The organism is Paenibacillus sp. EZ-K15, from assembly GCF_002573715.1.
Lineage (GTDB): Bacteria > Bacillota > Bacilli > Paenibacillales > Paenibacillaceae > Paenibacillus_AQ.
Map to the genome: position 1 here is coordinate 307,978 of NZ_PDHM01000017.1, position 23,319 is coordinate 331,296.

Here is a 23,319-nt window from a genome sequence, read left to right on the forward strand (position 1 = left end):
TATCCACCCTTTCATATCAAGCTTCTTCTTGTAACTCCCGCTCTTTCTTCAATTCTTGCGCATCGTACAGTTTAAAAAACGGAAACCATACGGCGAACACAATCAGCAAGACGACGGCGAGCAGAATAAGTCCATTGAATCCGGACATAAGGTAAGTCGATACCCCGATCGGCGTATACCACAGCTGGAAGATTTTACTTGGTATTTGTGCAAAACCCATATCAAGAGCTAAGTAGACGATAATGGGCGTAATGAGACCATTAATCCACATAGGCACCATCAATAGCGGATTGAAGGCAACTGGCGCTCCATACACAACAGGCTCGTTAATATTAAACAGGGAAGGAATTAATGTTGCTTTACCAATGGTTTTCAGCTTTTTGGATCTGGCAAACAGGAACCAGATAACAAGCGGCAATGTTGCGCCCATCCCTCCGATTCCAAGCCATCCGGAGAAAAATGTTTCAAATGTATTAATGTTGACAGGATCCAGTCCCTGCGCAACCAATGCCGCATTTTCCTCAATCGCCGGAATCCATATGGCATACCATATTGGCATCAGAACCCATGGGCTAACTCCGAAGGAATACAGTACAACCCCAATAAAGTTAAATAGAATAAACCCGAACAAGCTTTGCCCCATAGCATTAATAGGTTCAAACACGCTCACAATTAGTCCAAAGATGTCAAAGTGGAGCTGATATACAAGAACCCAGCCTATGCCCATGATCACGGCAATCGGTACCAGGAAGTCAAACCAATCCATAATAAACTCTGGCATGGAAGACCCTTTTTTAAAGAAAGAAAACTTAGCGCAGACATTCATGATTACGGCGATGAAGACGCCTACAATGAGTGCCGTAACCATACCCGCAGGACCGAAACGCTCAAGAATGAACTGAACGGTTCCGTCTTCGTTTACGACGGGATTAAGCAGCATGAGGAATAAGGATATACCGGTCATTCCTGCGAGCAGCTTGATTTTGTGCCTCTCCTTTTTCTCCATAACCGTATACGGCGTTAGAAATGCAATAAACAAACCGAGAAGGCCAAAACTGAATGTTGTGATCGGCGTTAAATCCGGCATGCCAGGAATGAAGTCTTGCAAAATTGAGATCAAAGTAATAATAGAACCAATAAAAATCATCGGGATGGCAACCATAATGGCTTCTTGTATTGATGCTATCCAAATGTTATTTGTAATCGCATCCAATCTTGGCGCAAATGATTCCGTCATCCATTTCATGAAACGCTTCATCTGTTGATTCCCCTCCTGTAATTCTGTTGTGCACATAGCTATAGTATAGGTACTTTTGTTAACGCTTACTCGTTGTAAATTGCCTCGCCTATGGGCGTTTTTTGTTCAATTCTTATCCTTAGATCCGGCTAATCGCATCTACCTGGAATCGACAGCAAAAAACACCCCCTCTCATGGAGGTGGTGTTCTTGAAGATTGTGTTTAAAACTGTCTCTCTAATGTGAGCAATAGCACACCATGCGGTGGAAGATTGATTTCTTTCAGCCAACCTTGATCCTGTAATATCTCTGTCCGGATGACCGGGCCGCTTCTTCCGTGAAGATATGCAAGTTCCTCCTCCGTCAAGATTTCGGGTGCTCCCATGCGAACCCACTCATCAAAAACGGAGCCATGATCCCGGTCCATCTGATAGGTTGTGCATTTATAGGTTCCCGGTAGATGAGGAATGTTGATTTGAAACACCTTGCTGCCTTTCTCTTCGAACACGCTGTAACGGTTATGATTGGACATCTCCGACCAGTCTCCGCTTGAAAACATATGATCTAAATGGACGTAATGATACAGCAGAAGTTGTATGCTCCCGTCTTTCTTCTGAGTACCTACATAACCATCACCCTTAACGATTATCTCTTCACCCAGTTTCTGAAGAAGCTCAAAGGCGTAATAACTCGGCTTCTTAAGTCCATCCCGATTCATTAAACCAAAGCCTCCATAAAACGGAGAGGATGGAACAAGACTTTCCTCAAACACATCAGTGAAGCACCAAAAAGCCAATGCTTTTACGTCTCCCAATGTATTCATCGCATGATACATCACGAATGGAGCCATAAACATGGTATCGTGCAACAGATGCCGGTCATAGAGGGAAAAGTTCCATTCGGTAATATGCAGCTCCAAATCACGGAAAGCGGCAAGCTCCATTTTTTCCTGCAGTCGACTAATGCTCTCTTTATAAAAAGTTGGAGGCATCATTTTCGTTAACATATTCTGCTCCGCTTTGAGCTGAGGATACTCCGAATAGATATGAAAGGAAAAGAAATCGATCGCTACTTGATGCCTCTTGCAATATTCCATAAACTCCTCGGCCCATGTGTCGTTCCAAAGTGAACCATACCCTAAAGCAGGTCCGCCTGTTTTTAGTTCAGGAAGAACCGACTTGATCACTCGAACGGTAGATTCATAAAAGGAGAAGTATTCCTCTTTGCTTCCTGCCCAGCAAACGCCTGATAAATCCGGTTCGTTCCATACTTCAAAGTACCACTGTTTTACTTCCTCAGCCCCGTACCGATTTAAGCAATGCCGAACGAACTCACGAACAAGCGCCTCCCATTTTGCCTGATCAGCTGGAGGGGAAATATTCCCTTTCCACCAGAATACCGTTTCGTTGGAACGGCTGAGCAAGGTCGGCATAAAGCCTAGCTCCACAAACGGCCTGATTCCCAGCTCAATAAGAAAGTCATAAAGCTTGTCAACATAAGCCCAATTATATACCGGAGTACCGTCATCCTCTTCGTTGTATACCATCATCTCATCATTAAAGATGCCATGAAAACGTATATATTCAAAAGGAATTCGTCCTTTAAGCTCGGAAAGCTGCCGACGCCAGTCATCGCGCAGCCCTTCAACTGCCCTGCCTGCTGTTGTGGTAACATTCCAGTGTTTTTTGTACCCTGTTGACGACATTCCCGGCAGAATCCGAATTTGCTCCTGATCCGTAACAACCGCCGTTAGAGGGTTCGCTCTCTCCTGTTCTTGATCCGACTTCACTTCAAGATATCGATATAACGACCCCATCGCATTGATCGTATCTAATTCATAATAGTCCCCACTAGAGGACTCTTCATATGTAAGCGGTTTTCGATTAGGCTTATCCTGAAGCGGAGCAGCGGCTTCACGATACGAGCTTGGTGTACACCCGTACTTTTCTTTAAAATACTTATTGAATAGCTTTACGTTCGCAAAACCGCAATCCATTGCAATTTCGGTAATGCTCTTTTCACTTCCGGAAAGCTCCGACTGGGCCTTCTCCAAACGGATCAGCGTTAAATACTTTTGGAAAGGAATACCGATTTTACCGGTGAAAAAGTGAGAAAAATAATGCAAACTTAAGTGCTCATGTTCCGCCATCGTCTGCAATGTTATCTTCTCTTTATAATTTTGATCGATATAGGTAAGAACCCGATTCAACCTTTTATAGTCATAGCTCTTGCTGCCATCTTCAGCTTCCGGATTGATTCCTTCCGAAAAATATCGCAATAAATGCCCACATAAAGTTTGCAGCCTTCCCATCGTGTAGCTTCGATAGCCAGGAGACTTCTTGTTCATCTCCCACACCATCTTTGCAAGCTCCTGCTTGATTGTGTCAAATCGGAAGCCGATCGGCTCAGCCTCCGTTGTTGAATTACAGGAAATAAAAACATTATTATGCAGCCACTCCGGGCCAAACTGAAGCGTTAATAAAATATTGTCAGGGTTATTCTGTTCAAACTTATGGATCGACATGCTGTTCACCACAATGACATCGTCCTGATGCAGGGTATACTGCTTCTGGTCAAGATGCATGATAACAGAACCTTGGAGAACATAGACAATCTCCACCTCTTTATGCCAGTGAAATGGAACCTGCTTCACACTGTTGACAAACAGCTTAAAAGGCATGTCATCTTGATGCTCGATAAATTCATAAAGGTAACGCATATTGGGCCCTCATTTCTTATTAACTGAAAACGATATATCTTTATTGTATATATTGAACGGATGATAAAGTGACTCATAGATTCCAAATATCATCATAAATTATAGATCCTTATCATGATAGCATGTATAGTTTACGACTTTTACATACATTAGAAAACAGGCGATCCGGAGCACTAAATGTTATTATGCTAGTTTAGTTTCATTGTAAAGAAAGCTGATGCCGATTAGATAAAAACCTAATCGGCATCATGGTGTCCCGTTTCTTGAAAGGATGTCTGTAATCCTATGGTTCATGACCAACAAAGTGAAGGGCTGCCCAAATGGCAGCCCTTCTGTCTTAATCCAAGATTTCACTTGATCGTGGTTTTAATGTATTCATTAATCTCCGTTAATGATAAGAACAGGACGAATGGCCGTATCCGAATGTTCCTTGGTCGCATAATCTGCGCCCATATCTTCATCTAGACCGACGATGCGGAAGCTTACGACTCCATCCGATTGACTGTTCACAAATGAAGTGACATCGAAGCTCACATAGGCACCTTTTTGACTTACCGTCACGGTCCCCAATGCAGTCCCGGCTTCTGTCGGCTGGTTAGTTGCGTTGATCGACGTTTCAGACCATGCATCATTGTTGATTCCCCTGGCTTCCACTGTATAGGAGCTCGTATTGCTATGAATATTGGTTACATAGATTTTGAGAATAGCAGAGCTTACGGACCCGCTTAATGAGGTAGTATCAAATTTCAAGTATCCTGCTCGATCGTAAGAGGCATTGGAGGCGCGCAGCTTTACAGTCATCGTATTCTGGGAGCCATATTGATCCCCGGCATACGTACCGCCACGAACGAAGCTGTCCTCGATCGCTGTAAGTTTGACAGGGTTCACCGTATCCCCGCTAGTGGTCGCACTGATTTCTTTGCTTGCAGCCGAGACGTTGCCGGCTGCATCTTTCGCTTTGACCGTAAATGTATAGGTCGTGTTGGCGTTTAACCCGCTAACCGTCGCTGTCGTGTCGGTTACGGTGGCAGCCAACGTGGCGCCCTCATAAACATCGTAACCGGTAACGCCTACGTTGTCCGTTGCAGCACCCCATGAAAGCGTAACGCTGGAGGAGGTCGTGTTGGTTACTGCCAAATTCGTTGGAACCGTTGGTGTCTCCGTATCCGAACCGCCCGTAGAATCGGTTCCATACACTTCAAACTCATATAAGGAGTATCCGTAAGAGGTACCTCTGGCCGTGCCGTACATTCTCACGTATCTCGCGTTTCGGTCCGAAATGGCGATATCATCTATGGATCCATTCCCGGTTGTTGTGGAGAATACATCCGTCCAATTGGTAGGTGTACCGTTATCGACAGACACTTGAATCTTGTAACTCTTCGCATAGGCTGCTTCCCAATTTAATTGGATTCGGTTGATGTTCTTCACTGCGCCGAGATCGACATAAATCCATTGCGGGTCAACACCTTCTGCGCTTGCCCATCGCGTTGCCAGGCTGCCGTCAAAAGCTTTAGCAGGCTCAAAGCCCGAGGCTTCGCTTGAGCTTGCAACGGCCGTCTTGTTCAAGGCAAGATTCGGGGACGATGTATCGTTATTTGTTGTGGCTGTCACTGCATTGCTTGCGCCCGATATATTCCCGGCGGCATCTTTGGCTTTGACCGTAAAGGTGTAGGCCGTGTTGGCGCTCAAGCCGCTGATGGTCGCATTCGTTCCTGTAACTGAAGCCGCTGGTGCTGAGCCGTTATAAATCTCATAACCCGTAACCCCTACATTATCCGTAGAAGCATTCCATGAAAGAGAGACACTGGACGAAGTCTTTCCAGTAACCGCCAAATTCGACGGAGCCGTTGGTGCTTGCGTATCTGCTGGGTTGCCTCCCCCTCCTGGCTTCCACCAGTTACCTGAAATGAACAGCATGTTTAAGAGGGTGAAGCTGTCGCTGTAATAGCCGGATTTATGACTTTTCATCCAGTCCCAGCCGCTATTGATCCAGGCCTGGTTTCCGCTATTCGGGGTTCCTGCCGAAATAAACGGAGCGACAAAAACGCCTTCCGCCCCGCTTGCCGATGGAGACACCGTTCCGTTCAATAGATACCCGTCCCGAATATTGTTGGGGTTGCCGCCTGTTTTTCCTTTGATCCAGGCAACCAGTTTATCGGTGATCGATTTGGCTCTCGTTTCACCATAATGCGCATAATCCATCACAATCCTGAGTGGTACCCGAGCGGCATTATAATTGTATTCGTCCGTTTCCGGGAACTCTTCCAAATAATTTCGTGGAGCGGGCTTTGGAGGATTGTCAACGACAAAATCCGAAATCAACCCCGTGTTCGGCGAATAGGAGGCGCTGAATGAACTATAGACGTTGTACAGGTTATTGATGACATTCAACCACGTTGAATCGCCGGTAACCTCGTAAAAGGCTCTTAAATGGCTGAGCATCCAATCCGAAGGTCTCGTGTTCAGTGCGCTTTTGCTATCCCAATCGCCGAGATTTAACCGGTTGTTAGTCGTGACATTGCTTTTCTTGATTCCATCCGTAATCATTTTTTTGGCTTCCGCCAAATAATTGATTGTACCGGAGGAACCCCATTGATCATGAGCAAGAATGAGCGAGTAAGCGATGTCCAGATCCCCGTCGGTCGCCGAGTAGAAATCTCCCTGCGCGTTTTTTGAGTCCGCTACGACCCAGCCCATCAGGTTAGGATTTCCCTTGCTTTTATAAGCTCTGGCCGTTTTGAACAGGCCGTCGTAAATGGTTTTGGCATTCGGATCATAGCCGGCCATTAACACCGTAATGAGCATGCCGTATCCTTGACCTTCGGAAGAGCCCAACGCCTTATACCCGCCAGGTTCTCCTGTAATTTCGCCTTTCACATAATATCCGCCGGGCAAGGATGACAAGTTGTTCTTCAAATAGCTGGATTTCCATGAATTATAGTAAGCGATAACGTCTGCATTCAATTGCGACTGCGAGAGATGATTCGGCTTCGTAATCCCAGCAAAGTTTGCTTGCTGGGGAAACGGCTTTTGCTCGCCTGCTGCGCGGGCTTCTTGTACAAACACCGGTGAGAGAAAAGTCGACATCAAAAGGACGAGGCAAAGTGCGTGAATTGACCATTTTTTAAACATTCCTATTCCTCCTATTGGATTGGTTTCGGGCATCTTGCCTGTGACCATAGTTACTTCTAAAAGATAAGCCCTGCGTCATTGCTGATCATATCGCCGGGATCCGTATCGCTGCTTGAAGCAGCGGAACCGTACACCTCAAACTCGTACAAAGAGTACCCGTAGGATGTTCCTCTTACCGTGCCATACATCCTTACATATCTGGCATCCCGTGCTGCGAATGCGATTTCGTCCGTCCCTCCGTCACCGGTTGAAGTGGAGTATACCTCCGTCCAATTTACAGGCGCTGCCGTATCCGTCGACACTTGAATTTTGTAGCTTTTCCCATAGGCGTCTTCCCATATGAGTTTGACTTTATTAATGCTTTTCACAGAACCAAGGTCAACGTAAATCCATTGGGGATCAGTTCCCTCGGCACTTGACCATCTCGTGGTCGTACTACCGTCGAAAGCCTGGGCTGGGCCTAAACTCGAAGTTTCATTTGAACTTGATTTTGCGGTTTGGTTTAGGGCCAAATTCCCGGCGGGAGGCGTTGTTTCATTGGTTGTCGTTACCGTTACCGCATTACTTGCAGCAGATACGTTGCCAGCAGCATCCTTGGCTTTCACTGTAAACGTGTATGCCGTGTTCGCGCTTAACCCGTTCACTGTCGCGCTTGTGCCTGTAACCACTGCAGCTGGGGTTGTGTCCTGATATAACTCATAAGACGTAACACCCACATTGTCGGTGGAAGCTCCCCAAGAAAGCGAGATACTGGACGCGGTTACCTCCGTTACAGCCAAGTTTGCCGGAGCAGTAGGCGCTTGCGTATCTTCGGTATTGTCTGACCTGCAATCCAACACTGCCGTTCCGCTTCCCAATAATGAATTTCCGGAGAATGTCAGGCAGTCATAAACGCCTTTATTCGGAGAAAGCCCGTAATCCACCTTTTCGTTGTCTGTCCAGGTACTGATCAGCCTGCCGGCCGGCTTCTCCAGATGCGTCCATTTGCTTCCGTCCCAACCGATTTGATAGATACGGTGAGGATCATGATAGGGCGTATAGGTCGTATAACTTCCGCCTTCCGTTTCCTGCTTGCTCATGTTGTTATTAAATAACACATTCTGCTCACCCGTTGAGCCGGACCACTTGGAAGCATGAAGGCCCGCTCCATACCAGATGGGGTACCATGTTCCACCCTCTGGTTCTGCGCCACCTTCACCCTCGCCCCAGCTGCGATGAAGATACGGAACGGCTATCGTATTGTTCTCGATCAAGTTGCGTCGCTCCCAACCGCCATGCAGGTTCATATCCACCGTCATGGTATTGCCCGAGACAACGTTGCCCGTTGCCGACCATTGAAGCGTTAAATGGCGAACACGGTCAATCGTGTTGTTGATAATTTTGCTGTCGTATAATTTGGATCCGCGGAAGTAGCCGTGCCCTCCCTTGCCTTTATTCCATGAGCCGAAAATGATATTATCCCTAAACTCCATATGTCTCGCAAATTCGGTCACGATCGGGTGCGAGCCCGTCATGTACGTACGAACGCCTTTCACCCACCCGTTTTGGGCCCATTTAAAAACAATCGCATGGATCGCATATTCCGGAGCCTCGTTGGTATACTTCAGACCAACACCGTCCGGGTTACCAACCGGGTCATAATCATTTGCGTTTTTGTGGCTGTATGGGGTGTAAGAAATATCTTGGGTGAAATAAAAATGTTCAAAACCGACGCCTTCTACCAGCTTGATCGGCATGACCTTGCTGTAGTAGGTTGTTCCCAAGATTCCTCCTCCGTTGCTATACGGGATGTCAAATTCAAGCGGTTTGTCGATGGTCAGCGTATCCCCGCTCACACTTGTCACCTTAAACACTTGGCTGCGCATGTGCTGATTGATCCAATACGACTCGGGCGCCTCCATGAGCTGATATAAGGCCGGCGTATTGGCCGCTCCGACATAGATCGTATCTCCCGCCTTGAATTTACTTCCGCTTCCGCTCGCCAATTTCACTTGACTGCTGCCTTTCGTTCCTCCGCCTGCGCTTGCTACTTTAACGCCGCTTTTCCAATGGAAATTGATGCTGCCTTCATAATCGGGTTCACTCGGGCTTTTGGTCCGATCTTCCACACGAAATGCCCCATACCCGGGCCAAAGCTTTCCATCGATGACGGGAAGGCCGTCGTCCGAAGCATACGTGCTGGCAGGCTTGAACACGATCTTCGTACCTGTGGCCGGGTCAGCGCCTGCACCTCTGAACGTAACCCAGCTGGCATCCGCTCGGATGAATTTACTCAGATTGATTTGACCAGCAGGAAACTGCAAAACAGCCCGGTTTGTCTCACTGACCTTAGCACCATTCACGGTTAAAGAACCGTTGCGGATCGAGTCGATGACCGCCTGCAGTGCATCGGAATCATCCACACCGTCATTGGCAATGACACCCTTACTGACCAAATCAATAACCGTCCCACCATCCGGGAGAGGTGTCCCGCCCTTATAGCCCGCTTTGGACCAATCCGGAAGCGACGGGTGCACCCCGGCAGCTTCTGCTGTTGAAGACGGAGGAAACCCACATAGAACCAGAGCAAGGATCGCGCCCAGTACCAGCGCAGAATATTTTCTCGCCTCGACCATCCAATCGATACCTCCCTAAATATGAAGTTGTAAAGCGGCTAGCGAACACTCGGTATAAGCAATCCCCCTCTCACGGAGTTACAAAAACCACATTCTGGGATGTATACAAATTATTGTATGGTATCTTAGTTCTAATCCCATTTCTCTAATTCGGAAAGGGACTAAATTAAGGTGTATTGTTGTTTTTTTAAGGTTGTCATGTAATCGACTATGAATTTAATTAAAGTAGGAGGGACACTAGTGTAGCCGATTCGGTAAATACACATAGAAGCCTGCATTTCCTCGAGTAGGAAATACAGGCTTTTTTCGTTGAATAGAACCCCCCGTTGAGATTATGATTGTTGTCTAAACTCCTGCGGAGAAACTCGGTATACTTTTCTGAACATTTTGGAAAAATGCGAGAAGTTATGATAACCAAAGGTTTTGGCTACTTCGGATATGGGGATGGTTGAGGTTAAGATTAAATCTTTAGCCTGCGACATCCGGACATGCAATATGTAATCTGTTATCGATTCGCCTACCTCGCGTTTGAACAGACGGGACAGATAAGCAGGATTGAGATGTACGAAGCTGGCCAGCTGTTCTCGTGTGATCGGTTCGTGCAAATGCTCCCTAATATAGGATTGTATACGTTGAATCACGGAGCAGTTTGGATGGAGCTGATCATGAATGACCTGAACGACTTGAAGCACCGAAGCTTTCAATTGTTCAAGATTACGCGGCTGTGCATACAGATGAATTCCTGCCTGATCCTGAAACAACTCAATCGCAGACAGTCCATTCTTGTGAAGAATATAGTGCACCATTTGCATAAATTCTTGTCGGAAGCCTTCAAGCTCACTAACCGAAGGTTGCGGATATTTGCTCAGTTCTTCCATACGCCCATGAATCTCTCGCTGCATTTCTTCCAGCTGCCCAAGCTCCATAAGGAGGGTCCAGGTCGATATTCGCGGAATCATCGTCTTAATGGAATAGTTGCCTAATGAAGCCAGCCTATACACCTGGTTGGATTTATTCAGGTTGTTGTACTCCATCTCCAGCAGCTGCCTGTACGTATCGGCAATTTCATACATATTGGACCGATGGCCGATATAACAGGAAATATTACAACCGAAGTAGGTATAACAGTCCTGAATGTATTTTTCACAGCGCAAGTTTAGTTCATGAGTGGCATCCCCCTCCGCCCCCTCTTCTCCAACAATAAGGACGACATTCACCCCCTGCTTGGTCTGAATGACCTCTCCATTCCCTGAAGGCAGCAGCATTTCAGATGCACCTTTGCGGATGGCGTATTCCATGATCTCTTCATCCTTTGTGCTGAGCTCGCGCAGCCAGGATTCCACGCTCACCAGAACAGGCATGAATACAGCATCTTGTAATCCGCTAAGCTCATGCTCTTCAAGAACATCCGTAACATTAGCTGGAGTGCAGACGATTCTTCCCGAAAACACATCATTCCAGAACTTATCCGTGATCAGGCTTTTTTTCTTCCGCCACAGCTCATAATATGGTTTGTAATGCTCTCGCATATGACGGAGTTCCCGCTCCTGTTTAATCGAGTACAACGCTTTGGCTATGGTTGCCTGAAGCACATCAAATTCGATCGGTTTTAACAAATAATCGAAGCCATCCAGCTGAATCGCTCTCTTCATGAAGTCAAAGGCAGAGTGGGCGGTCAGAAAAATGGTCTCTGTATCGGGAGAAATATCATTCACCCGCTCGAGCAGTTCAATCCCTGTCCCTTTGGGCATTTCAATATCACAGATCATAATATCAATCGGAGTGCGTTCAAAAACCTGTAATGCATCGCGCATATTATAAGCCTCATACACTTCAGATACCTGCAGTTCCTGCCAATTCACACCGCTCTTAATTCCCATTACCGCATAGATCTCATCATCTACAATAAGTGCCTTAAACATGCGACTACCCCCATACAGATCATCAATATGAAGTAAACTGCTCTACCGTCCGGAAAGGAAGTACCATTCTTATCCTAGCCCCGGAATCCGGAGCGTTATCAAACTCAAGGCGAGTCATATGCCCAAAGATATGCTTAAGGCGGTACTGTACATTGGTGATTCCTAAATGCTCCCCTGTCTGATTCTCCATGTAACCGCCCGATTGTAATTGCTCCAGGACTTCCTGGGAGAAGCCACTCCCGTTATCAGAGATCACAATCTCCAATTGATCATGCCTGGAAAGGCTGATATGAATGGCAATATGAAAAGGATGATCCATGAAATCAAATCCGTATTTGATTGCATTCTCAATAAAAGGCTGAATTAATAGCGGCGGGATTGCCGCTTGGTCTGCGCCAACCGATATGTGTATTTCATAGGTGACTCGCTCTGGAAACCGGACCTGCTGTATTTTGATATAACTCTCCATATGCTCCATTTCTTCCGCGATCGTCACCGCGATTTGATTCGTCTTCGTTGTAAAACGGAAGTACTTGACGAGGTTCATGCACATGAGCTGGATCACGCCATAATTTTTGATTTCAGCCAAATTGTACACGATATTAATGGAGTTCAATAGAAAATGGGGATTGATTTGGAGCTGTAAATGCTTAAGTTCGGCCTTATGCGCCTTGATCTGTTCCTCGTAAACGCTGATCTTCAGTTCATGAATCTCGGAGGCCATGCTGTTGAAGGTTTCGTTGATCATGGTGAATTCCTTCGCTTTAGAAGCATGAAGCCGCGTATTCCAGTCGCCGTGCTTGATCCTGCGCATTCCGCGGACAAGATTGTTCATGGGCTTCAGGATGATCTCATTGAGATAAACCAGATAGATAATCAGAATGATGAAAGCCACGATGGATATGATGATAATCCCTCTACGAAAGTGATACAGATTCTTCAGCATCTGGGACTCAGGTACAAAAGCGCTTAATATGACATCAGTGCCCTGAATTTGGTTCATGACTACGATATATTTTTGATCATCCTTCTTCACGATTTGATAGACTTCGTTGGATTCAGAGGCAAGAGAGGTATTCAGGCGGTTCGTTCCGATAGCTGTCGTGTTGGTAATCAATGCACCCTGCTCATTCACAAAGCTGGCAAAGCCATATTCCAGATGAATCAAATCCAGCGGTATCATCAAATTCTCCAGTTCCACAAACGCCCCGAGGTAAAAATCATCTCCCGTATCCACCAGTCTGATCAAGGCGTATTTATGCTGGCTGTACTCAATGGCCTTCCATTCACGGAAATAAGCGCTGTCCGGTTGAACCTCCTTGACCAGTTGTTCAATGGTTGTTTTGATGGACAACAATTCATTGAAAGATTGGGTCTTGATAGGTGTACTGAATAAATCCTGCTTCTGCACGGAGTAAATAAATTGAAGATCGACGCTGTTGTCAAACCGGTGATATCGCGTAAGCGTATTCAAAATTCTGGCCTTAGCAAGAAAATACTCATCGGGATCATTCAAAAGCTGTGAGAGCGCCGCAATATTCGGATCTTCAACAGCAATGTTGTACAAAAAATTCGTCTCATTATTCAGTGCTGCCTCAATCTGGTGCGAATAGAGTATCATCGAATTTTTATTCGAATCCGCCACCTGCTCCCTGATCGTATTGGATGCATAGTAGTTGTTGTAGAGAAGCAGGGCCACAAGAGGTACCGCGATCGTAAAGAAACCGATGATTAGCTTAAAGCGAAGCGAGTCTTTAATATTCAACATAGGCATACACAACCCCGGCTTCATGAAAAGGTTAGCAGAATGTGCTTCTGCAGTATAGTAAGTCATCTACACTCTGAGTATAGTCACATACAGGAAAAAAGAGAATCCCTTATAGGACATACAACGATAGTCCCGGTTCGGAATCCCCTATTTCTCATATCTTCGTTATTTCTGAGTTTCTGCCCACGCCGCCAGTTGCTTTTCAACTTCAACTTTAACCTTGTCAAAGCCGGCAGATTTCCGTTTTTCTTTCCACTTGGCAATGATTTTCTCAGGATCCACGGCTCCGGACCTTAACGAAGCTCCAAACTCTTTCTCGACATTCGCAATGGATGCCATCTCCGATTTGACAGGCTCTTGATTAAAGGCAAATCCGAGCGCGATGGAATGCTCCGCTCTTTCATTAAACTTCTTGAACTCTTCCCACTTATTCGGATCCTCGTTTGCCCAGAGATAGGAGTTGAACTGGTTTCCGAACATCCAGCCTCCCGGATTCGGATAGGTTTGCGTGTCCGCGTTCACGCCTTCAGGAAAATCAATCATGATATCAGATTTCTTAACATAATGAATCCCTTCGATACCCCAATCCAGCATATTGAGCAGCTTCGGATCGCTGTACAGCAGATTAAGGAACATCATGGCCCTTGCAGGATCTTTGGACGTTCGCGATATTCCCAGCATTGCGCCCTGTGCGTCTCCTGTCGTAGTAAAAGGCTCTGCCGTCTCTACCTGCACAACCTCAACACCCGATGTTATGCTCATTTCCTTGTCTTTCCCTGGCTTTAAAGATTGGGCAACCGCAAAAGCTTTACCCGCCTTGATCATGTTCATGCCTTGGTCAGCGTCTGATGTCAGAATATCCTTATCAAACCAACCGTTCTGATTCCACTGAAACATACGTTTGTAGAATTCGAGGAACTTCGGATCCTCCAGGGTATCCACCGCTTTCAACTCTTTGCTTCCTCGCGGAATCGCGAGGTTGGCAACGATGCCATCGTAATTGGCAGCTTCCCAAATATTGGTGAATTTGCTTGAAACGATTGGAGTCACGCCAGGTTCATTGTCCTTAATGGTTTGGAACATGGCCTCCATATCTTCCAGCGTCTTGATGCCATTCGTATCAAACTTGTATTTATCCACCAACTTCTTGTCGAGCAGGAATCCGAAACCCTGGCCGAATTCTTTCTTGGTAGGAAGCGCGTACAGCTTGCCGCCAATTCTGGATCCCTTAATGAATTCCTCACCAAGGATACCCGGAATATCCTTTCCGTATTGGGCCATCAAATCATCGAGTTCCAGATACTGCCCTTTAGCGACATCCTTCGGATACGAGAACCAGCTGGCCGTGAACATCAGATCAAACGGCTCATTCGAGATTTTCATTAAGTTGGTCTTATCATCCCAAGAAGCCCACTCAATAGGCTTGAGCTCGATGGTTGCGTTTATCTTTTCCGTCAGATATTTGCTCATTTCTTCCTGAACAAGCTGCAAGTCTTTAGGAGCGGTTGCCGGATATACGAGCGTTATTTTATAAGGTTTGAGTGAGGAATCTGAATTTTGTCCTGTTTCATCCGTTTGGGCTTGTTTGCCGCCGGTATCCGAAGCATTCTCGGTTCCCCCCTTACTGCAACCTGTTAATGCCATCATTCCGCAAAGCATGATCATAAGCACCAGATGATGCGCTTTTTTCATATCCCTGAGTTCTCCTCTCAACAATGAACTTTAATCTAACGCATGAATTGGAGTGCGAATCGCCTAACCTGCCCCACCTCCTCTAATGAACGATCGCATGGGCTGCTAACCCTTTACGGCACCGGTTGTAATCCCGCTAATGTAATACTTCTGGAAGAACGGATAGGCGAACATCAACGGGGCAATGCCGACAATCGCAAGGGCCATGCGGACGGTTTCCCTCGGCATCTTGGCGAGCAGGTCCCCAACCTGAGCCGAACTGTTGGACTTCATTAGAAGATACTGAATGTTCGTGAGCGTCTTTGTCATCAAATACTGGATGTTATACAGCTCGGGTTTATCAATAAACAGCATACAGTTATACCAGTCATTCCAGTAGGATAACGTGTTAAACAGTCCAATCGTGGCCATAATCGGCAAAGAAAGCGGAACGACGATTTTAAAGAAAATCTTCAGTTCGCTTGCACCGTCAATCGTCGCGGATTCAACCACGGATTCGGGTATGGTCGAGGCGAAAAAGCTCCGCATGAGCAGCACATTGAAGGCACTTAACAGCAAGTTGGGGATGATCATGGCAAAAATCGTATTTTTCAGATCAAACATATTTACATAAGTGATATACCAAGGTACCATTCCACCGCCAAACAGCATGGTGAAAAAAATATAAAAGGAAATGGTGCGGCGAAACGGCAGCTCGGGTCTGGATAACGGATAAGCAAAAAGCGCTGTTATCAAAAGGCTTACGACGGTTCCAACCAGCGTAGTCAAGATCGTAACTCCGTAAGCTTTCGCTATTTCCGAAAAATCATTGAATAAAAATTGATAGGCCGCAAAGCTGATGTGACTGGGAAACAATGAGTATCCGTTCTGTAAGATGGAATCTTCACTGGATATCGACACCATAAAGACCAGGATGAACGGAATTAACGAGGCGACTGTAAATGCCCAGAAAAACAGGTGAATCGAAGATGCGCCGATCCATTTTTTAGGGCTCCATTCCTTCACCATTTCTATCTCTCCCCCTCTGTTTAAAATAAAGCGTCACGTTTATTAATGCGTCTTACTGCCGTATTTGCTACTAGGATGAGCACTAAACAAACGACGGATTGATAGAATCCAGCTGCAGTCGACATGCCGATATCCCCCGATTGAATCATGGCACGATAGACAAAGGTATCGATGGTATTCGTTGTCGGGATCAGAGCGCCTGTATTCATAGGAACCTGATAGAACAATCCGAAATCCGACCGGAGAATGCCGCTGACCGCGAGCAGGGTCATGGTGGTGATGACAGGCAAAATAAGCGGGATGGTGATCCGGGTCATCTGCTTCCACTTGGTTGCACCATCAATCGTGGCAGCTTCATAGTATTCTTTGTCTATTCCGATAATGGAGGCGAAATAGATGATGGATAGATAACCTACGTTCTTCCATGCATTTACGATGACCAGAATGTAAGGCCAATACTTGGGTTCTCCATACCAAGACACCGCCTCCGAACCAAACCAATGGATCAATAACCTGTTCACAAGACCGCTATCCACATTCAAAAAGCTGTAGACCAGATAGGCGACCACGACCATCGAGATGATATGCGGCAGCAGGAATGTGCTTTGATAGAACCGGCTGATCGCTTTATCCTTAATTTCATTAATCAGCAGCGCTACCAGTACGGCTAAAACTAGGTTCAGCACAATAAAAACGAAATTGTACAGGAAGGTATTCCGGGTAATAACGTACGCATCCTGTGAGTTGAACAAAAATTTAAAGTTATCGAAACCGGCCCACGCACTTCCCCATATGCCATCGACATAATTATAGTTTTTAAATGCTAGAATCACGCCGTACATCGGGACATAGTTGTTGATGAACAAGTAGACGATCCCCGGCAATGTCATTAGCAGCAGCCACTTATACTTCTTCAGCCTCTTCCTTAAATGAGACGAACCCCTCATGTTCCAGCCCCTTCTTGTCACGTCATGTAAACCCTTACAACCTCATTCTATAACCAATGATTCTGGTCAACCACTATCCATATGACTTTCTGATACCACAATGATGACTTCTTTTCATCCGGCTTCTAATGGCAAATTGATAGCTTTAACCAGACTCATTATGCTAGGGGCGTTATCGCCTGTCATGGTTTTTATAAAGATTCGGACGGGTTGTTGAACAGCTTGCATCCATTCAATTACGAACAAAAAAGCTGTTTAAGTTTTTTAAATGCAAAAAAGGGGTGTCCCAAAAGGTCCTTTGACCTGGGACGCCCCCGCTGTCTGTTGTATGACGCTGCGCGTACGAATCATGCGTTCAAGCGATGTTGCCACCGATGGAGAAGCTTCTACGTCTCCTTCATCGGTACAGTTTACCCTCAATAATCGTCCACTGCACTTGATACCTTTCGTCCATCAGGACGAGATCCGCATCGTATCCTACCTCGATTTTTCCTTTGTGAGATAAACCCAGAATACGGGCTGGCGTAGTTGAAGCCATGTGCACCGCATCCTCCATTGAAATTCCGTTAGCCACGGTGAGACGTAACGCTTCATTCATAGTCACGGTGCTCGATGCTAAAGTGCCATCCGCAAGCCTTGCAATACCCTCGGAAACTGTGACGTGATGACCACCAAACATATAATTACCATCACCTAATCCCATCGCCTGAAGCGCATCCGTAATAAGCACCATGCCTTCAGGCCCTTTGAGACGATGCATCAATCTGACAATGGCTGGATGAAGATGGACTTGATCGACAATCGCTTGCAGGCTTACATGTGGTTCTTCGAATGCGGCTACAATCAGTCCGGGGTCTCGATGGTGAATCGGTCTCATCCCGTTAAAACAATGGGTTACATGACTCGCACCGGCTGCGAAAGCCAGCTTTGCTTCTTCGTATGTGGCATCGGAATGAGCTACGGCAATCACAACATCCTGCTCTTTCAGAAAGGATATCAGTTCCAAGCCTCCAGGCAATTCAGGTGCGATCGTGACCATTTTAATGAGCGATCCCGCTTCTTGAAAAATTAACTTTATTTCTTCCAGATTCGGGTGGCGAAGATATTTCTCGTTTTGCATCCCTTTACGCTTCGGATTCAAATAGGGTCCCTCCAAGTGAATGCCGACAATCTTTGCCCCTTGTTCACGTCCGATTACAGATTTTACGCTGCGAATCATATTGAGCAGATCCTCTATCGTCGAACTCACGGAAGTCGCCAGAAACGAAGTGCATCCGGTTGCAGCACAAGCGCGTGATACTTCTTGAATGCTGTCCTCGGTTCCGTCCATCATGTCATAGCCATTGGCCCCATGAATATGAACATCTATCATCCCCGGTATGAGCCACATTCCTTTGCCATCAATTAGTTCAGCATCAGCTTCGATTGTTTCCAGTTCTTGCGTCGCTTCTATTCGCTTCAACTTCCCGTTCGCAATCCAGACGGTTGCAGAAGGAAGGATTTGATGAGGCAGATGCACTTTGACATGTTGAATGATTTGGTTGTTCATTTCGACTCAACTCCATCCTGTTGGTTATGGGTCTGACATTCTATAAGTGTAATATTTTTGTGGTCTAATATTTCCTGTATTTCAACGGGAATCGATTGATCAGTTACAATAATATCCACGTGATCAAAGTCCAACTTGAACCTCGATTTCACCGCGAATTTGGTATGATCTGCAACAAGTATGACCTGATCCGAGCGCCGGGCCATTTCTCTCTTCACCCGGACATCTTCTTCATATGGATAATAGAGTCCGTCTGGCTGGATTGCCGTTGCACCAATGAACGCCTTGTCAGCACGAATTTCACTGATTTTATCAATGACGGAAGGACCGTATAATAATCGATTTTGGGTATGCAGGTAACCGCCGAGCACGTAGATGCTCAGATCTTCTCGTTTGGAGAGTATCCCTACATTATCGATGGAGTGCGTAACCGCTGTTATCTGTTTCGCTTGAATATGTTCCGCAACAAATTGTACGGTCGTAGATACATCCAAGAATACAGTTTCATGGTCCCGAATCAGTTTAGCGCCATACTCGCCGATCACCTTCTTGCTCGTGGGCTCGTCTATAAGTCGTTCCTGATAAGAAGTAAGTTCCTTTTGCAGTTCAGGCAAGGCTACCCCTCCATGCGTGCGAACAACAACTCCTTCTTGAACTAATTTGACAATATCCCTGCGCGCGGTATCCCGCGACACTTGAAAGAACGAACATATCTCTCCAACACTCATCGTTTTATGTTGTTTTAAGTAATCCAGGATGTTTACTAATCGTTCCTCTTGGAACACCTCTTACCCCTCCTTGCTTAAGCATTTTCATTCTATAAATAAGTATATATAAGTAATTAAAAATAAACAATAAGTATTTGTAAGTTTATTATTATTCTTGTCAAAAGCAAAAAAACCACGATTATCGAGGTTTTAAAAATGTACATATGTTAGTCCTACGATGTTTTCCTTTCCGGCTATCGCACCGTAAGTCCATTTATACTCTTAGATAGGATGAAGACAGGCCGCTTCTTGCACAGAAGCAGCCTGCTCTTACAATCGAACATGAGAGCCGTTAATAAGTAAACGATTGTTTTACAGTGCCAATCCGTGCGTTTGCATATTGGATATCATTACTTCTCATATTTTCAAACGCTTGCACTGCAGCATTGGCTACATCGATATCTTGTGCGCTAGTTCCTCCGCTTACACCAATGCCGCCGACAACCCTGCCTTCGTGAACGAGCGGAATCCCCCCGCCAAGTATAACGACTCTCCCCTGATTCGTTGTATTAATGCCAAATGTAGCTCCGCCTGGAAGCGCAGATTGCGCTAAATTCGCCGTCGGCATTTGCATCGCTACGCTGGTCCATGCTTTGCCAATGGCGATATCGATACCTGCTATTCTGGCATGATCCATCCGATGAAAGGCAATAAGGTTCCCCCCTTCATCGACGATCGCTACATCAGAATTAAGACCCATTTGTCGCGCTTGGTGTTCAGCAGTTTCCAATAACTTCTTAGCCGCAGTTAAAGTGAGTTTGTACATGATAGCTCTCCTTTACTTAAAAGAAATACTACATTATATGTCATTTGCCTATAGTGGTGAATTGCCCAATACCAGTACTTCCGGAATGAATGCTAAAGAAATGTCTCGGATACCCATGCAAAAAACTTTTCCTTCTCTTCAAATTGCGGATAATGCGCAGATTGATCAAACGCGATAAACTCCTTTTGATCGGCTTCAAGCTTATCGAAAAATTCTTTTGCTGCATGAGAGGACGTCATGTAGTCATAATCGCCCATGATAAAGTAGCACGGTATTTCAAGTTTCGTTACAAGCGTTGGCAACGGATGTTCTATAACCTCCTCCAACAAAACCTTTTGAGAAAAAGATATCCCGACGTTATATCGAATGACGTCCATTAAGTTATACTCGCTGCTTAATAGCATCCCAAGGCTATTGCCGTCGGGGCTGTCAATAAGTCTTGAAGCTCCGCCATATTGAATGACATAATTTCGGGGAGTGAACATTTCGCCCTTTTTGATTTTATCGGTTAGGCCTTGCAGATATAAGACGTCTTCCGCGTTGCCGGCCTGATGAGCTTGGCTGATTAAGTAGGTCAAACTGTCCATCTCGCTTGTTACGGTATCCCCCATCTGGCCAATCCCGACATAAGCCTCATATTTTTCGGGAGCCTTATGGGCCGCCTGTGCAGCAATATACGTACCATAAGAATGTCCCATGAGGATTACCTTTTCTTTGCCCAGACGTTCCGAAACGTGATCCGTTATAGCCAATAAGTCATTTACCAGCAATTCCGATGAAAGATTAGCGTAATCCTCAAAAAAATGATAGGATTTCCCACTGGCTCTTTGGTCGTAATGAACAACCGTAAACCGGGTTTCCAACAAGTCTTGATATGCCGCGGCATATGGGATTTCCGGGGCTCCAGGTCCTCCGTGCACAAATAAAATGACGGGATTGTTCTTGTCATCGCCGCGTATCATCAGTTCTTGCTTACTCCCATTGATCTCTACTTGTTCTAATATGCTAATACTATTTTCACCTTTGATGGACGATGTCCATGTAGGAAAAATTAGGGCTGTTATGAGTAGCGCTATTAGTGTTACCCCGATAATTCTTAATGTTTTTTTCAATTTTCTCATGGTCTTGGGACACCTTTCTGCTTAAAGCTTGAAGTAAATTGCGGAAGATCCAATGTAGATTTCATACATCTCATTGTACCTTAGGCTCGTTTACTCCAAATCCTTCCTGAGACTGAATTGGACCTAGACTCTAGTCGAAGAAATCAGCGGCATTAGAACAAAGCTTATAACAAAAAAAGCCGCTGATCTTGATGCAGATCAGCGGCGTAAAAACTACCAGGAGGATAGTTCGGTCCTTTTCCAATTGTTTTGGGCAACGCAAACATATACATATTGGTCGTCCCAAGAGATCTGTCCTTGGCTGCATGCAGCACTGGACGAAGCGGGCGTATACTTTTCGCGAAGACGCAGCATATCCCCGTTTACATCGAGCTTGGTGTCGGGTTCATTCGTACCAATTCCGATATTGCCGTCACTGCGCTGCACGGTGAGCGGGGAATCGAGCACTTTGCCGTCATCTCCATAACGGACGAACTGCAGGTTGGCACCCGCATTGTCACCCGATTCCTCTAAACTGTCGGCCCGTATGGCCCATCTCGGTGTCGTCTCATTATCCTTGCCGGCTGCACTTAGCTGGATATCCCGGTTCGTCCCGCTTTCGCCGGCTACCCGCAAGATACCACTCATGACATTGAAATTGGACGAATGCGTACGGATCTCGCTTACGTCGGTGTCAAACGGAATTTCAAACCGGGTAAACAACTGGTTGGGGTATTGACCAGTCGGCGACATGGTCGTCTCGAACGAGATATGCTTATGATCCTGCTGCTCCGGATTGTTTGCCTTGTCATGGGAAATGATCGCCGTCTTGTCCTTGCCATTCTCGTCAACCCAGACGATCGCCGGCTTGGCCCTTTCCGCCGTCCATTGCAATCGAATCAGATCGGACTGATGCCCTTCTTCCTCGATCCATTTCTTGTCGGTGGATAAATGAAGCCGTTCATTGTGCGGTATGCGTATATCGTCGCCGTTTTTCTCGGATTGTCCAAGTGTCGTTTCCACTTCCTTTTCCTGATCCGTACAACCCATGCCGAGCAAGAAGATGCTCACCATTATAATCATAATCGTCCCTAATAATTTCACAGTGTTTCCCTCCATTTATCGGTATGATTCGATTTCGTTCGTGTTCATGAACAAAAACACTTTGTCTGATCGTATTATATCCAACCCCCAGCGTACACCCATTTCATGAAACTTCCCGAAAAAATGATTCTTTTCGTCTATAAAGTTTTGTCGGAATTCGTCCGAAAGGTGTGCTTCGGTTGGTCATACAAAACAGCCCAAACAATCAAGTTTTTGTGGGCACAGCAAGAGGGACTTTTGGGGCACTTGGTAGTGACTGGTTAGGGCTTAGTACATGAAGTCCTAGTCTTCCATGATTTTTCGGGATCGTTAAAACAAAAAAAGCCGCGATTTCCGCGGCTTTCAATATATGTGATTAATAAACTTCATAATTTTGTCCGGTTTGAGCTCCTTCTACGCTTTTTTTGAAAGCAAGAGCTACGCGACTAGCAGGAACTGCTTCAAAGCCCGGAAAAAACTCGCCATATTTTCCTAGTGATTCTTGTAAGACATTCGGACTAACACTATTTATACGGATTCCCCTAGGCATTTCAATCGAGGCGGACTTAACGAACGCTTTAACACCACCATTGGCCATGGCTGCCGATGCACCTTGAGGAATGGGATCATCCATCATGATACCCGTTGTTAAAGTAAAGCTTCCGCTGTCATTAATGTAGTCCATTCCCAAAAGGACTAAATTGATTTGCCCTTTAAGTTTACTTTCAATCCCTATTTCGTTTAGCTCTGGCGTTAATTCTGTAATAGAAGCAAAATGAGCGCCTCCCGTTGCACTAATGACTGCATCCACTTTCCCAACTTGCTCATACATGTTTTTGATGCTATCAACCGATGTAATATCAACCGTTACGTCTGTTCCGTTTCTTCCAGCACGAATAATTTCATGGTTTTTTCCTAGTTCTTTGGCGACTGCCTGTCCAATCGTACCGCTTGCCCCAACCATGATTATTTTCATGTTTGCTCCCCTTTCCATCTATAAAAAACTTGCACC

Annotated in this window: 15 protein-coding genes and 1 pseudogene; all 16 read right to left on the reverse strand. The window is 45.8% G+C overall.

Features of this window, described 5'->3' with window-relative positions; translation table 11 throughout:
- Window positions 1-16: 16 nt before the first annotated feature.
- Window positions 17-1,258: a PTS sugar transporter subunit IIC gene (locus CRG97_RS18005; RefSeq protein WP_098745902.1), complete on the reverse strand. Its 1,242-nt coding sequence runs from the start codon at window positions 1,256-1,258 to the stop codon at window positions 17-19.
- Window positions 1,259-1,459: 201 nt separating this feature from the next.
- Window positions 1,460-3,955, reverse strand: a complete 2,496-nt coding sequence (locus tag CRG97_RS18010) for a GH39 family glycosyl hydrolase (protein WP_098745904.1) — start codon at window positions 3,953-3,955, stop codon at window positions 1,460-1,462.
- A 378-nt stretch (window positions 3,956-4,333) separates the two neighbouring features.
- Window positions 4,334-5,791, reverse strand: a complete 1,458-nt coding sequence (locus tag CRG97_RS34035) for a CBM96 family carbohydrate-binding protein (protein WP_272914372.1) — start codon at window positions 5,789-5,791, stop codon at window positions 4,334-4,336.
- A gap of 51 nt (window positions 5,792-5,842) precedes the next feature.
- Window positions 5,843-7,009: pseudogene (locus CRG97_RS33750) on the reverse strand (family 8 glycosyl hydrolase); the annotation flags it as partial.
- Window positions 7,010-7,146: 137 nt separating this feature from the next.
- Window positions 7,147-9,705 (reverse strand): galactose-binding domain-containing protein, encoded by a 2,559-nt coding sequence (locus tag CRG97_RS33755; RefSeq protein WP_237566478.1) that lies wholly within the window; start codon window positions 9,703-9,705, stop codon window positions 7,147-7,149.
- A gap of 332 nt (window positions 9,706-10,037) precedes the next feature.
- The gene (locus CRG97_RS18025) at window positions 10,038-11,627 is read right to left on the reverse strand and encodes a helix-turn-helix domain-containing protein (RefSeq protein WP_098745909.1); all 1,590 of its coding nucleotides are present in this window, start codon (window positions 11,625-11,627) and stop codon (window positions 10,038-10,040) included.
- Between the two features lie 22 nt (window positions 11,628-11,649).
- Window positions 11,650-13,395, reverse strand: a complete 1,746-nt coding sequence (locus CRG97_RS18030; protein ID WP_098745912.1) for a sensor histidine kinase — start codon at window positions 13,393-13,395, stop codon at window positions 11,650-11,652.
- A 165-nt stretch (window positions 13,396-13,560) separates the two neighbouring features.
- Window positions 13,561-15,087 carry an ABC transporter substrate-binding protein gene (locus tag CRG97_RS18035; protein WP_098745914.1) on the reverse strand — a complete coding sequence of 509 codons (1,527 nt, stop codon included), beginning with the start codon at window positions 15,085-15,087 and terminating at the stop codon, window positions 13,561-13,563.
- 105 nt (window positions 15,088-15,192) lie between these two features.
- Entirely contained in the window at window positions 15,193-16,095 is a 903-nt protein-coding gene (locus CRG97_RS18040) for a carbohydrate ABC transporter permease (RefSeq protein WP_202618961.1), read from the reverse strand.
- Between the two features lie 20 nt (window positions 16,096-16,115).
- Window positions 16,116-17,042, reverse strand: coding sequence for an ABC transporter permease (locus CRG97_RS18045; protein WP_098745917.1), 927 nt, complete (start codon window positions 17,040-17,042; stop codon window positions 16,116-16,118).
- Between the two features lie 397 nt (window positions 17,043-17,439).
- Window positions 17,440-18,591 (reverse strand): N-acetylglucosamine-6-phosphate deacetylase, encoded by a 1,152-nt coding sequence (gene nagA / locus CRG97_RS18050; protein ID WP_098745919.1) that lies wholly within the window; start codon window positions 18,589-18,591, stop codon window positions 17,440-17,442.
- Window positions 18,588-19,376: a DeoR/GlpR family DNA-binding transcription regulator gene (locus CRG97_RS18055; protein ID WP_098745921.1), complete on the reverse strand. Its 789-nt coding sequence runs from the start codon at window positions 19,374-19,376 to the stop codon at window positions 18,588-18,590. Before CRG97_RS18055 ends, nagA begins: the two co-directional genes overlap by 4 nt.
- Before the next feature lie 274 nt (window positions 19,377-19,650).
- Entirely contained in the window at window positions 19,651-20,124 is a 474-nt protein-coding gene (locus tag CRG97_RS18060) for a GlcG/HbpS family heme-binding protein (RefSeq protein ID WP_098745923.1), read from the reverse strand.
- A gap of 92 nt (window positions 20,125-20,216) precedes the next feature.
- Window positions 20,217-21,245 carry an alpha/beta fold hydrolase gene (locus CRG97_RS18065; protein WP_098745925.1) on the reverse strand — a complete coding sequence of 343 codons (1,029 nt, stop codon included), beginning with the start codon at window positions 21,243-21,245 and terminating at the stop codon, window positions 20,217-20,219.
- A gap of 213 nt (window positions 21,246-21,458) precedes the next feature.
- Window positions 21,459-22,328 carry a hypothetical protein gene (locus CRG97_RS18070; protein ID WP_098745927.1) on the reverse strand — a complete coding sequence of 290 codons (870 nt, stop codon included), beginning with the start codon at window positions 22,326-22,328 and terminating at the stop codon, window positions 21,459-21,461.
- A 355-nt stretch (window positions 22,329-22,683) separates the two neighbouring features.
- Window positions 22,684-23,283, reverse strand: a complete 600-nt coding sequence (locus tag CRG97_RS18075) for a short chain dehydrogenase (protein ID WP_098745929.1) — start codon at window positions 23,281-23,283, stop codon at window positions 22,684-22,686.
- Between the last annotated feature and the right edge of the window lie 36 nt (window positions 23,284-23,319).

Bases quoted from the DNA above. Each gene is read 5' to 3' on its own strand.
- CRG97_RS18045 (WP_098745917.1), bottom strand. From the start codon at position 17,042: ATGAGGGGTTCGTCTCATTTAAGGAAGAGGCTGAAGAAGTATAAGTGG.
- CRG97_RS18060 (WP_098745923.1), bottom strand. From the start codon at position 20,124: ATGTACAAACTCACTTTAACTGCGGCTAAGAAGTTATTGGAAACTGCT.
- nagA (WP_098745919.1), bottom strand. From the start codon at position 18,591: ATGAACAACCAAATCATTCAACATGTCAAAGTGCATCTGCCTCATCAA.
- CRG97_RS18010 (WP_098745904.1), bottom strand. From the start codon at position 3,955: ATGCGTTACCTTTATGAATTTATCGAGCATCAAGATGACATGCCTTTT.
- CRG97_RS18075 (WP_098745929.1), bottom strand. From the start codon at position 23,283: ATGAAAATAATCATGGTTGGGGCAAGCGGTACGATTGGACAGGCAGTC.
- CRG97_RS18040 (WP_202618961.1), bottom strand. From the start codon at position 16,095: ATGGTGAAGGAATGGAGCCCTAAAAAATGGATCGGCGCATCTTCGATT.
- CRG97_RS18025 (WP_098745909.1), bottom strand. From the start codon at position 11,627: ATGTTTAAGGCACTTATTGTAGATGATGAGATCTATGCGGTAATGGGA.
- CRG97_RS33755 (WP_237566478.1), bottom strand. From the start codon at position 9,705: ATGGTCGAGGCGAGAAAATATTCTGCGCTGGTACTGGGCGCGATCCTT.
- CRG97_RS18035 (WP_098745914.1), bottom strand. From the start codon at position 15,087: ATGAAAAAAGCGCATCATCTGGTGCTTATGATCATGCTTTGCGGAATG.
- CRG97_RS18065 (WP_098745925.1), bottom strand. From the start codon at position 21,245: ATGAGAAAATTGAAAAAAACATTAAGAATTATCGGGGTAACACTAATA.
- CRG97_RS18030 (WP_098745912.1), bottom strand. From the start codon at position 13,395: ATGTTGAATATTAAAGACTCGCTTCGCTTTAAGCTAATCATCGGTTTC.
- CRG97_RS18005 (WP_098745902.1), bottom strand. From the start codon at position 1,258: ATGAAGCGTTTCATGAAATGGATGACGGAATCATTTGCGCCAAGATTG.